Source organism: Variovorax sp. GW821-FHT09B01 (assembly GCF_059418345.1).
The window spans coordinates 1-13,522 of the sequence record NZ_JBWKPQ010000010.1 but is presented as its reverse complement, the minus strand read 5'-3'; the positions used below and the strand labels follow the sequence as shown (position 1 = coordinate 13,522).

The following is a 13,522-nucleotide window of genomic DNA, read 5'->3' as shown; positions in this document are numbered from 1 at the left end:
AGCCTCCGTGCGCATCACAGCGTCCTCACCGGGAAGCGGTGGTGGTACCAGCTCGCGAGCGCCGTGATCGCGAGCGAGACCGTGAGGTAGGCCGCGCTCGCGAAGGCGAAGGACTCGAAGCTGCGGAAGGTCGCGCTCTCGACCTGGCCGGCCTGGTACATGAGTTCGGCCACGCCGATCACGGTGGCGATGGAGGTGTTCTTCCACAGGCTCAAGGTCTGCGAGATCAGCGGCGGCACGGTCACGCGCAGCGCCTGCGGCAGCACCACGCGGCGCATCGTCGCGAGCCAGCCGAAGCCCAGCGCCCGGCCGGCCTCGAACTGCACCGCGGGGATCGAGCGGATGCCGCTGCGCATGTCCTCGGCCATGAAGGCGGCCGTGTAGAGCGACAGCGCGACGATCGCGCTGTAGGCCTCGATGTGGCCCGCGTAGAGCCATTGCTTGAAGCCTTCGGGCAGCAGTTCGGGCGCGCCGAAGTACCAGAACAGCATGTGGGCCAGCAGCGGGATGTTGCGGATCGACTCCACGTAGGCGAAGCCGAGCCAGCGCAGCGGCGCCAGCGGCGCGAGCCGCAGCATGGCCACCACGAGCGCAATCGGCAGCGCGCACACCAGCGAGGCCGCGAGCAGCTGCAGCGACAGCCACAAGCCCGCGACGAGCATGTCGTGGTACTTGCCGGTCAGCAGCAAGGAATAGTCGAACAGGGGCATGGGGGCGACAGTATCGCTGCCGCGAAGCGGGGGCGCGCGGCCCCCGGGGTCCCGCCTTCCCCGCGCGGGGGAAGGAAGGAGCCCGCGATCAGTCGATCTTGTCGCTCTCGAGCTTGAAGTCGCGCGTCTGGAAGCCCGAGGCGGTCTTCGGGCCGTACCACTTCACGAAGATCTTCTCGGCTTCGCCCGACTTCTCGAGCTCGCGCAGCGTGTCGTCCACCACCGCCTTGAGGCCGCTCTCGCCCTTCTTGATGCCGATGGCCAGCGCCTCGGTGCTGAGGTTCTGCTTGAGCACCACGTACTGGGCCTTCTGCGGGCCGAGCTTGGCGTAGCTGCGCAGCAGCGCGGCCTCGTCGTCGACGTAGCCCACGCCCTTGCCCTGCTGCAGCGCCTGGAAGGCCTGCTGGCTGGTGTCGAAGGTCACGACCTCGGCCGTGGGCACGGCCTTGCGGATGTTGGGTTCCTGGGTGCCGCCGCGGATGGTCAGCACCTTCTTGCCGCCGAGTTGCGATACCTCGGCGATGCCGCTGTCCTTCTTCACGATCGCCTTCTGGCCGGTCACGAAGGTGGTCAGCGAGAAGTCGATCTGCGCCTCGCGTTCCTTGTTGTGCGTGAGGCCGGCTGCGACCAGGTCGACGTGGCCCTGCTGCAGCTCGGGAATGCGCGCGGCCACGGCGATCTGCTTGAGCGTGGTCTTCACGCCGATCTTCTTCGCGATGGCGTTGGCGAGGTCGACCTCGTAGCCCACGATCTGGCGCGTCTTGGGGTCGATGAAGGTGGCGGGCTCGTCGGTGCCGAGCACGCCGACCACGAGTTCGCCCTTCTTCTTGATGTCGGCCAGCTGGTCGGCGTGGGCGACGGTGCCCGCGAGCAGGGCGGAGGCGGCGAGGGCCGCGGCGAGGATGTTCAGGCGCATGTGTTTCTTCTCCTTCTGTGAATGCAAGGGCGGCACCTTATCAACAAAACTTCGGTTCATTAAATGGTCAATCCATATATGTACATGGCCGCATGGGAATGAACGTGCGGTAAATTCGCGCCCGCGCGCCGGCCAGAAGACCGGTGCCCGGCGCCTCGCGCGCCACCCGTCCTTTTTCTTTCCCAGACTGCCTTCCTCCCCATGATCATCCAACCGCGCGTGCGTGGCTTCATCTGCGTCACGACCCATCCCGTCGGCTGCGAGGCCAATGTCCGGCAACAGATCGAGCACGTGCGGGCCCAGGGCCCGGTCGCGGGCGCGCCGAAGCGGGTGCTGGTGATCGGTGCCTCCACCGGCTATGGCCTGGCCGCGCGCATCGTCGCGGCCTTCGGCGGCGGCGCCGACACGCTGGGCGTGTTCTTCGAGCGCGCCGGCAGCGCCACCAAGACCGGCACGCCCGGCTGGTACAACACGGCCGCCTTCGAGCGCCTCGCCACGGCCGAGGGCCGCTATGCGAAGAGCATCAACGGCGACGGCTTCTCCGATGCGGTCAAGCAGCAGGTGATCGAGACCATCCGCCAGGACCTGGGCCAGGTCGACCTGGTGGTCTACAGCCTCGCGGCGCCGCGGCGCACCCATCCGAAGACCGGCCAGGTCTTCAACTCCACCCTCAAGCCCATCGGCCAGGCAGTGAGCCTGCGCGGCATCGACACCGACAGCGGCACGGTCAAGGAGACCGTGCTCGAGCCCGCGACGCAGGAGGAGATCGACAACACGGTGGCCGTGATGGGCGGCGAGGACTGGCAGCTGTGGATCGACGCGCTGCACGAGGCCGGCGTGCTGGCCGAGGGCGCGAAGACCACGGCCTTCACCTACCTCGGCGAGAAGATTACGCAGGACATCTACTGGAACGGCTCGATCGGCGCGGCCAAGAAGGACCTCGACCGCACCGTGCCCGCGATCCGCGCCAAGCTCGCGGCCCATGGCGGCGGCGATGCGCGCGTGGCGGTGCTCAAGGCGGTGGTCACGCAGGCCAGCTCGGCGATCCCGATGATGCCGCTGTACCTCTCGCTGCTGTTCAAGGTGATGAAGGAAGAGGGCACGCACGAGGGCTGCATCGAGCAGGTCGATGGCCTGTTCCGCGAGGGCCTCTACGGCAGCGCGCCGCCGCTCGACGAGGAAGGCCGGCTGCGTGCCGACCGCAAGGAGCTCGCGCCCGCGGTGCAGGCGCGCGTGCTCGAACTCTGGCCCCAGGTCACGAGCGAGAACCTGCAGGCGCTGACCGACTTCGCGGGCTACAAGGCCGAGTTCCTGCGCCTGTTCGGCTTCGGCATCGAGGGCGTGGACTACGCGGCCGATGCCAATCCCGACGTGCCGATCCCCGGCCTCGTGCAGGTGGGCTGAGCGATGCAGATCCAGGACAAGCCGCCCTTCGACACGCCCTTCGAATGGATCGGCGGCGAGGAAAAAGTGCGCGCTCTGGTCGAGCGCTTCTACGACCTGATGGACCTCGAGCCCGCCTACGCGCAACTGCGCGCGGTGCACGGCAGCGACCTCGACAACGCGCGCCAGCGGTTGTTCTGGTTCCTCTGCGGCTGGCTCGGCGGCCCCGCTTACTACACCGACCGCTTCGGCCATCCGATGCTGCGCGCGCGCCACCTGCCGCAGAGCATCGGCGGCCACAGCATCGGCATCAAGGAACGCGACCAGTGGCTGGCCTGCATGGACCAGGCCATGGGCGAGACCGAGGTGCCCGAGGACCTGCGCGCGCGGCTGCGCGACTCCTTCTTCAAGACCGCCGACTGGATGCGCAACCGCGGCGGCTGAGCACAACGATTTTCGAAAGACTCACTTCATGAATTCCATCGTCATCATCGGCGGCGGCCACGCGGCCGCCCAGTTGTGCGCCGGCCTCGCCGAGGCGGGGCAGGGCGCGCGCGTGCACCTGGTCTGCGAGGAGGCCTGCGAGCCCTACCACCGTCCGCCGCTGTCGAAGGCCTTCCTCAAGAGCGCCGAGGAAGCCACGCAGCCGCACAAGGCGGCCGACTGGTACCGCGAGGCCGGCATCACGCTGCACCTGGGCGATGCGGCCGTGGCCATCGACCGCGAGGCGCGCAACGTGACCCTGCGCTCGGGCGCGGTGCTGCCGTGGGAAGCGCTGGTGCTGGCCACCGGCACGCGCGCGCGCCGGATCGCCGCGCTCTCGCACGAGCTGGTCAATGTCGCGAGCCTGCGCGCGGCCGACGAGGCGCATCGGCTGCGCGCGCGGCTGGCCGAGGCGCAGCGCGTCACGGTGCTCGGCGGCGGCTTCATCGGCCTCGAGGTCGCGGCCACCGCCAAGGCGCTCGGCAAGGAGGTGCAGGTGATCGAGAGCGCGCCGCGCCTGCTGGGCCGCGCGGTCTCGCCCGAGCTCTCGGACCACGTGCTGGCCACGCACCGCGCCGCCGGCATCGACATCGTGCTGGGCGCGACCGCCGACGGCTTCGAGGTCGAGGGCGATCGGCTGGTGTCGCTGCGCGTGAACGGCGCACGGCAGCCGGTCGACCTGCTGCTGCTGGGCATCGGCGCGGTGCCCGAGACCTCGCTCGCGCAGGCCGCGGGCATCGAGTGCGCCGACGGCATCGTGGTCGACGAGCACATGCAAACCAGCGCGGCCGGCGTGCTCGCGGTCGGCGACTGCACGCGCTTTCCCGACCGGCGCGCGGGCCGTGCGCTGCGGCTCGAGTCGGTGCAGAACGCCAACGACCAGGCGCGCACCGCGGTCGCCACCCTGCTGGGCACGGCGCGCGCGCACGACGTGGTGCCGTGGTTCTGGTCCGACCAGGGCGGCATGCGGCTGCAGATGGTGGGGCTGGTGCCGGCCGAGGGCACGCCGGGCCATGTCACGGTGCGCCGTGCGGGGCCGAAGCCCGATGCCTTCTCGCTGTTCCACTACGTCGACGGGCAACTCGCGTGCGTGGAGTCGGTCAACGCGCCGGTCGATCACATGATGAGCCGCAAGCTGCTCGACGCAGGCCGCAGCCCCGACCCCGCGGTGATCGCGGACGCCTCGGTACCACTTAAGAATCACCTCGCGTAAACATCCGGTCACGGCTTGTCGCAACGCCGCTGCATTTCAGGATTCATTCACCGGACTGTCACTTCGGCTCCAGAGACTGGTCTTCCTTGAACAGGAGGGAGACCTTTCGATGAAGCCACTCGCAAACACCCGCTTTCCACGCACCGCGTCCATGACCGCCTGTGCCGCACTGATCGCCACCGCCATGCTGAGCGCATGCGGCGGCGGCGACGGCGGCGGCGGCGTGTTCCTGCCGGTGCCGCCGCCCGCACCGGCGCCGTCCCCGGCGCCCGCCCCCGCGCCGATCGCGGCCGGCACGCGCGCCACCGTCGCGCTGCTCGAGACCACCGACCTGCACTTCAACGTGCGCAGCTACGACTACTTCAAGCTCGCCGAGGACAAGTCCTATGGCTACGAGCGCACCGCCACCCTGATCGCGGCCGCGCGCAAGGAGTTCGCGAACACGCTGCTGTTCGACAACGGCGACACCATCCAGGGCACCGCGCTGGCCGACTACGAGGCGCTGGTGAGCCGCATCCCCTGCACCCAGCCGCTGTCGATGTACAAGGCGATGAACGCCGCCGGCTTCGATGCCGGCACGCTGGGCAACCACGAGTTCAACTACGGCCTCGACTTCCTCAACCAGGCGATCGGCGGCGGCCTCGACGTCGAGGGCGTGGACGGCACGAAGAAATGCGCCGGCCCGAACTTCCCGCTGGTGCTGGCCAACGTGCAGAGCGTGAAGAGCGGCAAGCCGCTGCTCGCGCCCTACACCATCGTCAACAAGAGCTTCACCGCCACCGCGCCCGACGGCTCGCGCGTGACGGTGCCGCTGAAGGTCGGCGTGATCGGCTTCACCACGCCGGGCATCATGAACTGGGACAAGCGCTATCTCGAGGGCAAGCTGCGCACCGAGGGCGCGGTGGAAGCCGCCACGCGCTACATCCCCGAGCTGCGCGCCAAGGGCGCCGACATCGTGGTCGCGCTGCAGCACGGCGGCCTCGACGCCGCGGCCTACACGCCGACCATGGAGAACCCGGGCCTGCACCTGTCGAAGGTGCCCGGCATCGACGCGCTGCTGATGGGCCACCAGCACGGCGTGTTTCCCGACCGCGGCGCCAACCCCGGCTTCAAGCAGCCGGGCGTGGACAACGCCGCCGGCACCGTGAACGGCGTGCCGGCCGTGATGCCGAGCTCGTGGGGCAAGGCGCTGGGCGTGATCAAGCTCGAGCTGTCGTGGGACGGCAAGGCCTGGGTCATCGACAAGAGCAAGACCGCGGTCGAGGCACGCTCCACGCAGACCGGCAAGGACGACGCGGGCAAGGCGGTCTACGTCGATGCCGACCCGGCCATCGCGCCGCTGATCGAGACCCAGCACCAGGCCGCGATCGACTACGTGAAGACGCCGATCGGCAGCACCGACTTCCGCATGAACACCTACTTCGCCGACGTCGGCGACCCGGGCGCGATCCAGATCGTGAACCAGGCCCAGGCCGACTACGTGAAGAGCTACATCCAGGCCAACCTGCCGCAGTACGCGAGCCTGCCGGTGCTGTCGGTCAGCGCGCCCTTCAAGTCGGGCTACGAGGGCGGCCGCGACTACACCGACGTGGCCGTGGGCAACCTCGCGATCTTCAACGCGGCCGACCTCTACCTGTACCCGAACACCGTGTACGCGGTGAAGGTCACGGGCGCCGAGATCAAGGCCTGGCTCGAGGCCGCGGCCAAGCGCTTCAACAAGATCAGCACCACGGCCACGGCCGACCAGCAGCTGATCAGCACCTTCCCGGGCTACAACTTCGACATGTTCACCACGCCCGACGTGCAGTACGAGATCGACGTGACGCAGGAGGTCGGCAGCCGCATCCGGAATCTCACGTACCTGGGCGCGGCCATCGATCCGGCCAAGGAGTTCGTGATCGCCACCAACAACTACCGCGCCACCAGCGGCGCGAGCTTCATTCCCGCGCTCGACGGCCGCGCGACGATCTACGCCTCGCCCGATGCCAACCGCGACGTGCTGATCGCCTACGTGAAGGCGAAGAAGATCATCACGCGCGCGGCCAACGGCGCGGCGCGCAGCTGGCGCTTCACCAAGGCCGCGACGGCCGGCAACGTGGTGTTCACCTCGGGGCAGGGCCAGCTCGCGTCGGCGACGGCGGCGGGGCTGGACAACGTCTCGCTGCTGACGGCGGACGATGGGAGCGGGAAGGGGCGCTCGGTCTACAAGCTCGATCTGAGCAAGTGAGAGGGGTGGCTCCCTCCTGCCGGAGGGAGCCGCTCAGCGCTTGACGGGCGCCAGCAGCACCACCAGCGCCCCGGCCCCGCCTTCGGCCGGCTTGGCCTGCACGAAGGCCAGCACCTCGTTCTTCTGGATCAGCCAGCGCTGCGTCTTGGTCTTGAGCACCGGCTGCTTGCCCGGCGAGCCCAGGCCCTTGCCGTGCACCACGCGCACGCAGCGCAGGCCCTGCTTGTGCGCGTTGCGGATGAAGCCGCCGAGCGCCTCGCGCGCCTCGTCGCTGCGCAGGCCGTGCAGGTCGACCTGGGCCTGGATCGTCCAGTCGCCCTTGCGCAGCCGCGCGGTCACGTCGGTGCCGATGCCGGGCCGGCGGAAGCTCATGGCGTCGTCGACGTCGAGCAGCGTGGTGACGTCGAACTCGTCGGACAGCGATTCGCGCAGCACGCGCTGCTCGTCGAGCTGGTGCTGCACCGGGATCGGCGCCGGCGGCTCGGGCGCGAGCGGCACGGTGCGCGTCTTCTGGCGCAGCGGCTCGGTGGCGCCGACGGCGCGTGCGAACAGGTCCTTTTCGGCCGCGCGCTTGCGCTCGGCCACGGCGCGGGCGGCGGCCTCGGCCGCTTCGCGCTCGCGGGTTTCGGCGAGCTGGCGCTGCACCTGCTTGAGGTCGGCCAGGTTCTTCAGGCTCTTGGGCGCTGGCGCCGGCGCGGCGCCGGGGGAGGGCGGACGTGCGGCGGCCATCAGAGCAACCCCTGTTCGGCCATCGAGAAGCTGCGGCCCACGCCCACGATCACGTGGTCGAGCACGCGCACGTCGACCAGCGAGAGCGCGGCGCGCAGCGTCTGCGTGAGGGCTTCGTCGGCGCGCGAGGGCTCGATGCTGCCGCTCGGATGGTTGTGGGCCAGCACCACGGCGGCCGCATGGTGGTGCAGCGCGCGCAGCACGACCTCGCGCGGATAGACGCTGGTCTGGGTCAGCGTGCCGCGGAACAGCTCCTCGAGCACGATCAGCCGGTGCTGCGCGTCGAGGAACAGCACCGCGAACACCTCGTGCGGCCGCGTGCCGATGTGCATCTGCACGTACTGCCGCACGGCCTCGGGCGCGTCGAGCACGGTGCGCTGCGAGAGCTGCTCGGCCATGGCGCGGCGCGCGAGCTCGAGCACCGCGATGAGTTCGGCGCGCTTGGTGGCGCCGCCCATGCCGCGCACGCTGCGCAACTGCTCGGGGCTGGCCTGCAGCAGGCCCGCGAGGCCGCCGAAGCGCTCGTGCAGCTCCTGCGCGAGCTGCAGCACGTTCTTGCCGGCCACGCCGGTGCGCAGCAGCAGCGCGAGCAGCTCGGTGTCGGCCAGCGCGGCGGCGCCGCGCGCGATGAGCTTCTCGCGCGGGCGGGCATGTTCGGGGAGATCCTTGAAAGCCATGGAGAGCCTGCTAAACCTTGAACGGGGCGGGTGGAAGCGCCCGTCCTTAAAATGCGGCCCAGTTTATCGGGACACCCGTCTTGTCTTTGTCAACCATTGCTGCCTCCATGTCCCAAACGCCCCACGTCGTCACCCCCGGCTCTTTCCTGACCCTGCACTACCGGTTGTCCGGGCCCGCGGGCGACATCATCAACACCTTCGCCGACAAGCCCGCCACGCTGTCGCTGGGTACCGGCGAGCTGTCGCCCGCGGTCGAGCAGCGCCTGCTGGGCCTCGAGGAGGGCGCCCACGCCACCTTCGAGCTGCCGGCCGGCGAGGCCTTCGGCGAGCGCAATCCCGAGATGCAGCAGTGGGTCGCGAAGAAGCTGCTGGCGCAGATCGGCGACCCCGACGAGCAGTACGCCGTGGGCGACGTGGTGCAGTTCCCCACGCCCGACGGCACCGGCAGCTATGCCGGCGCGGTGATCGAGTCCAACGAGACCGGCGTGCGCTTCGATTTCAACCATCCGCTCGCAGGCCAGCCCGTGACCTTCGAAGTGCAACTGATCGGGGTGTTGTGATGGCGCGCGGCACCGCGGCCGGGGAGGCACGATGAACGAAGGCATCGAGGAAGTCATCCTCGCCGAGCCGCGCGGCTTCTGCGCCGGCGTGGACCGCGCGATCGAGATCGTCGAGCGCGCCATCGCCAAGTTCGGCGCGCCGATCTACGTGCGCCACGAGATCGTGCACAACACCTACGTGGTCAACGAGCTCAAGTCCAAGGGCGCGATCTTCATCGAGGAACTGTCGGACGTGCCGCCCGGCGCCACGCTGGTGTTCAGCGCGCACGGCGTGAGCAAGGCGGTGGAGCAAGAGGCGCGCGACCGCGGCTTCGAGATCTTCGACGCCACCTGCCCGCTGGTGACCAAGGTGCACGTCGAGGTCGCCAAGCTCGCCAAGGAAGGCTACGAGTTCATCATGATCGGCCACAAGGGGCATCCCGAGGTCGAGGGCACGATGGGCCAGCTCTCGAGCGGCATCCACCTGGTGGAAGACGTGGAAGACGTCGCGCGCGTCGCGCCGGGCCAGACCGAGAAGCTCGCGGTGGTCACGCAGACCACGCTGAGCGTGGACGACGCGGCCGAGATCGCCGCCGCGGTGCGCGCGCGCTTTCCGGCCGTGCGCGAGCCCAAGCAGCAGGACATCTGCTACGCCACCCAGAACCGCCAGGACGCGGTGAAGATCATGAGCCCGCAGGTCGACCTCGTGATCGTGGTCGGCAGCCCCACCAGCTCCAACAGCAACCGCCTGCGCGAGCTGGCCCAGCGCCTGGGCACCGAGAGCTACATGGTCGATTCGGCCGACGAGCTCCAGCCCGAATGGTTCGAAGGCAAGACCCGCATCGGCCTGACCGCCGGCGCCTCGGCGCCCGAGGTGCTGGTGCGCGAGGTGATCGAGCGCGTGCGCGCGTTCGGCGCGGTCTCGGTGCGCAAGATGGACGGCATCGAGGAAACCATCAAGTTCCCGCTGCCCAAGGGCCTCAAGCTGGCCGACATTCCTCCTCCTGGACACATCTCTTGACCGCTGCTGCAATCACCGAATGGCGCTCTGAAATCGATAGCGCCTGGCAACGCCTGCACGAACGCTCGGGCCATTTCCTGCGCCAGACCCCGCTGTGGAAGCTGCCCGCGGCGGCGCTCGGCGTCGCGGCGCCCGGGGCCGAGGTCTGGCTCAAGCTCGAGCACCTGCAGGTCAGCGGCAGCTTCAAGGCGCGCGGCATGATGAACCGGTTGCTGGCCAACGCCATTCCAGAGAGCGGCGTGATCGTCGCCTCGGGCGGCAATGCCGGCATCGCCACCGCCGCCGCGGCGCGCGCGCTCGGCGTGCGCTGCGAGGTCTACCTGCCCGGCGTCTCGCCCGAGGCCAAGCGCGCGCGCCTGCGCGCGCTGGGCGCCGAGGTGGTGGTGGTCGGCCAGCTCTATCCCGATGCGCTGGCCGCCTGCCTGGCGCGCCAGGCCGAAACCGGCGCCCTGCTGACCCATGCCTACGACCAGCCCGAGGTGGTGGCCGGCGCCGGCACCCTGGGCCGCGAGATCGAGGCCCAGGGCGGCCTGCCCGATGCCGTGCTCGTGAGCGTGGGCGGCGGCGGCCTGATCGGCGGCCTCGCCGGCTGGTTCGAGCAGCGCGCGCGCGTGATCGCGCTCGAGCCCGAGGGCGCGCCCACGCTGTTCCGGGCCCGCGAGGCCGGCGCGCCGGTCGACGTCGAGGTCGGCGGCATCGCGGCCGACTCGCTGGGCGCGCGCCGCATCGGCGCCATCGCCTGGGACATCGCGCAGCGCCACGTCGCCGATGCGCTGCTGCTGTCCGACGAGGCGATCCGCGCCGCGCAGCAGTGGCTGTGGAAGGAGATGAAGCTGGCCGTCGAACCGGCCGCCGCGCTGCCGCTGGCCGCGCTGCAGACCGGCGCCTACGTGCCGCGCGCGGGCGAGAAGGTCTGCCTGATCGTCTGCGGCGCGAACGTCGATCCGGCCAGCGTCGGCTGAACGAGCCCCGCGCGGGGCGGGGTGCGGGCGCGCCCACCTAAAATCGGGCGATGCTCGACATCACCCTGCTCCGCAAAGACCTGGCCGCCGCCGTGGCCGGCCTCGAAAAACGCAAGAAGAACCAGCCCTACCTCGACGTCTCGGCCTTCACCGCGCTCGAAGCCGAGCGCAAGACGCTGCAGACCCGCACCGAGGAAATCCAGGCGCGCCGCAATACGCTCAACAAGCAGATCGGCCCGCTCAAGGCCAAGGGCGAGTCGGTCGACGCGCTGATGGCCGAGGTCAACGCGCTCAAGGGCGAGCAGGAATCGCAATCGAAGCGCCTCGACGAGATCCAGCCCGAGCTGCAGGCGCTGCTGCTCGCCGTGCCCAACCTGCCGCACGCCAGCGTGCCGCTGGGCGAGGACGAGACCGGCAACGTCGAGCAGCGCCGCTGGAGCCCGCAGGGCGGCGCCGGCGCCTCGGCCACGCCGCTGGGCTTCGCGCCCAGGGACCACGTCGACCTGGGCGCGCCGCTCGGCCTCGACTTCGAGATGGGCGCCAAGCTCTCGGGTTCGCGCTTCACCGTCATGAAGGGGCCGATCGCGCGGCTGCACCGCGCGCTTGCCCAGTTCATGCTCGACATCCAGACGCAGCAGCACGGCTACACCGAGTGCTACGTGCCCTACATCGTCAATGCCGCCACCCTGAGCGGCACCGGCCAGTTGCCCAAGTTCGAGGGCGACCTGTTCGCCGCGAAGAAGGGCGGCCAGGACGGCGAGCCCGCGCCCGACCTGTCGGCGCTCTACCTGATCCCGACCGCCGAGGTGCCGCTCACGAACTTCGTGCGCGACGAGGTCGTGCCCGAGGCGCAACTGCCGATCCGGCTCACGGCCCACACCCCGTGCTTCCGCTCGGAAGCCGGCAGCGCGGGCCGCGACACCCGCGGCATGATCCGCCAGCACCAGTTCGACAAGGTCGAGATGGTGCAGGTCGTGCATCCCGAGAAGAGCTACGAGGCGCTCGAGCAGATGACCGGCCATGCCGAGGTGGTGCTGCAGGCGCTCGAGCTGCCATACCGCGTCGTGCTGCTGTGCACCGGCGACATGGGCTTCGGCTCGACCAAGACCTACGACCTCGAGGTCTGGCTGCCGGCGCAGGACACCTACCGCGAGATCAGCTCGGTCTCGAACTGCGAGGCCTTCCAGGCGCGGCGCCTGCAGGCGCGCTTCAAGAACGCCCAGGGCAAGAACGAGCTGGTGCACACCCTCAACGGCTCGGGCCTGGCGGTCGGCCGCACCCTGGTCGCGGTGCTCGAGAACCACCAGAACGAAGACGGTTCGATCAACGTGCCGAAGGCGCTGCGGCCCTACCTGGGCGGCACCGAGGTGCTGCGCGGCTGACGAAAAAACGACAGGGAAATCGCTGCACGGGATGGTTGTGTCGATTTTCCTGGCTATAATCGCAGGCTCGACAGAGCAACCGGAGAGGTGGCAGAGTGGTCGAATGTACCTGACTCGAAATCAGGCGTACTAGCGATAGTACCGAGGGTTCGAATCCCTCCCTCTCCTCCAAGAAGTCAATAAACAAGCGCCTTTCGGGGCGCTTTTTTATTTCTTACACCATCGTTCCTACCAATTCGAATCACGGTTGGTTTGAGCATTAAAGGCATCGCCTCCGACCCCGTAGGGGTTGGTCTTTCTGGTCTCTGCTTCTCCCGTCGCTAAGCAGCTCGCCACCGACGTCGTACATTTCCGCTTCGGACTGGTTGGGGTCCTTCGCCGCCATGCCTGACCTTCGCAATCGAGCTCAGTGATGTAGTCCGGCGGGACCGTTCCGGGTGTCCGCTTCGTAGTAATTGCTGGCCTTTGGCGGCTGCGGCGCAACTTATGCTGTCGGCTGCATAGCTGTCACTGATTTGGCAATCTCACAGTGGACGAGGACGTTCGCAGCGGAAAGGATGGCTGTATATTTATACAGCCATGTCTCACTTGTTTGCAACGATCCGAAATCGCCGCGAAAGCCATCCAGCGATGCGGATGTCAGCAACTGAGAGTGGAGCGACTTGGACATGCACGACGAGCCTGCGGAAGAGGCCATTCAACAAGACGTCAGAGCGTTGCCACCTGTCGGAGCAGCGGCGGCGCTGGCTGGCTATGAGTACCAGCTCAACGTGTCGGTACTTGCGGCCCTGCGACTGCTGCTGATTACCAAGTCGGCTGCCCGAGTCACGTTGGAACCCGCCAACAACGAGGATCTCGAAGCGGATCTAACGCCCGACCAACCCGGGCGAGTCGAAGCGCGTGCGCAGCTCGCGGATGGTCACAGGCTCGTTGTGCAAGTCAAGTTCCGCTCGGGTGAACCATGGTCCATTGCGGACTTTGAGAAATTGCTGAATCACGGTACGCAGCGAAAACCTGCTAAGCGCCATCTCGATGATGCTGACGCACGCTACCTCCTCGTCTGTTGATTGCCGCCGAAAATTGACCCTCTAAAGGCAGTAATTTCCGTCTAGGACTGACCCACGTAAAACCCTACCCTGCTCATTTTTAAAGCAGGGGATCCTAGGAGTGATAGACGTGGCGACATTGAGTGTCATCAGACGTGAGCCTGTCAGAAATTTTGTGTTTGAGGCATAGCATGACGAACAGGAGCATCTATGCCAAGCAAGAAGAAGCCGGCG

Annotated in this window: 13 protein-coding genes and 1 tRNA gene; 10 read left to right on the top strand and 4 right to left on the bottom strand. The window is 68.5% G+C overall.

Going from position 1 to position 13,522, the window contains the following annotated elements; genetic code table 11:
* Positions 1-14 precede the first annotated feature (14 nt).
* Together AC07RV_RS25110 and AC07RV_RS25105 are read right to left on the bottom strand one after the other, a co-directional pair.
* Complete coding sequence (locus tag AC07RV_RS25110) at positions 15-710, bottom strand: amino acid ABC transporter permease (protein ID WP_093340825.1); 696 nt, start codon at positions 708-710, stop codon at positions 15-17.
* A gap of 88 nt (positions 711-798) precedes the next feature.
* On the bottom strand, positions 799-1,626 hold the full coding sequence (locus AC07RV_RS25105; protein WP_296778762.1) for an ABC transporter substrate-binding protein: 828 nt from the start codon (positions 1,624-1,626) through the stop codon (positions 799-801).
* A gap of 201 nt (positions 1,627-1,827) precedes the next feature.
* On the opposite strand from AC07RV_RS25105, the gene fabV reads away from it, so the two are divergent.
* The 4 genes from fabV (at position 1,828) to AC07RV_RS25085 (ending at position 6,932) form a co-directional block, all read left to right on the top strand.
* A complete protein-coding gene (fabV, locus tag AC07RV_RS25100; protein ID WP_209541669.1) occupies positions 1,828-3,030 on the top strand; it encodes an enoyl-ACP reductase FabV in 1,203 nt (400 codons plus the stop codon).
* 3 nt (positions 3,031-3,033) lie between these two features.
* Positions 3,034-3,453, top strand: a complete 420-nt coding sequence (locus AC07RV_RS25095) for a group II truncated hemoglobin (RefSeq protein ID WP_296778757.1) — start codon at positions 3,034-3,036, stop codon at positions 3,451-3,453.
* Between the two features lie 28 nt (positions 3,454-3,481).
* On the top strand, positions 3,482-4,705 hold the full coding sequence (locus AC07RV_RS25090) for an NAD(P)/FAD-dependent oxidoreductase (RefSeq protein ID WP_296778753.1): 1,224 nt from the start codon (positions 3,482-3,484) through the stop codon (positions 4,703-4,705).
* 109 nt (positions 4,706-4,814) lie between these two features.
* Positions 4,815-6,932, top strand: coding sequence for a bifunctional 2',3'-cyclic-nucleotide 2'-phosphodiesterase/3'-nucleotidase (locus AC07RV_RS25085; protein WP_296778749.1), 2,118 nt, complete (start codon positions 4,815-4,817; stop codon positions 6,930-6,932).
* A 33-nt stretch (positions 6,933-6,965) separates the two neighbouring features.
* Here the strand turns inward: AC07RV_RS25085 and AC07RV_RS25080 are convergent, their stop codons facing one another.
* Entirely contained in the window at positions 6,966-7,661 is a 696-nt protein-coding gene (locus AC07RV_RS25080; protein WP_296778747.1) for a Smr/MutS family protein, read from the bottom strand.
* Entirely contained in the window at positions 7,661-8,338 is a 678-nt protein-coding gene (gene radC / locus AC07RV_RS25075) for a RadC family protein (RefSeq protein ID WP_093340811.1), read from the bottom strand. The genes AC07RV_RS25080 and radC overlap by 1 nt, the downstream gene beginning before the upstream one ends.
* A gap of 107 nt (positions 8,339-8,445) precedes the next feature.
* Here radC and AC07RV_RS25070 point away from each other — a divergent pair, with 107 nt between their 5' ends.
* The 6 genes from AC07RV_RS25070 (at position 8,446) to AC07RV_RS25045 (ending at position 13,309) form a co-directional block, all read left to right on the top strand.
* Entirely contained in the window at positions 8,446-8,898 is a 453-nt protein-coding gene (locus tag AC07RV_RS25070) for an FKBP-type peptidyl-prolyl cis-trans isomerase (RefSeq protein ID WP_093340809.1), read from the top strand.
* A 31-nt stretch (positions 8,899-8,929) separates the two neighbouring features.
* A complete protein-coding gene (gene ispH, locus AC07RV_RS25065; RefSeq protein ID WP_093340807.1) occupies positions 8,930-9,898 on the top strand; it encodes a 4-hydroxy-3-methylbut-2-enyl diphosphate reductase in 969 nt (322 codons plus the stop codon).
* 11 nt (positions 9,899-9,909) lie between these two features.
* Positions 9,910-10,860: a threonine/serine dehydratase gene (locus tag AC07RV_RS25060; protein WP_296778901.1), complete on the top strand. Its 951-nt coding sequence runs from the start codon at positions 9,910-9,912 to the stop codon at positions 10,858-10,860.
* Between the two features lie 50 nt (positions 10,861-10,910).
* A complete protein-coding gene (gene serS, locus AC07RV_RS25055) occupies positions 10,911-12,242 on the top strand; it encodes a serine--tRNA ligase (protein ID WP_093340804.1) in 1,332 nt (443 codons plus the stop codon).
* Positions 12,243-12,323: 81 nt separating this feature from the next.
* Positions 12,324-12,413, top strand: a tRNA-Ser gene (locus tag AC07RV_RS25050).
* Between the two features lie 491 nt (positions 12,414-12,904).
* The gene (locus tag AC07RV_RS25045; protein WP_181361132.1) at positions 12,905-13,309 is read left to right on the top strand and encodes a hypothetical protein; all 405 of its coding nucleotides are present in this window, start codon (positions 12,905-12,907) and stop codon (positions 13,307-13,309) included.
* Positions 13,310-13,522 lie beyond the last annotated feature (213 nt).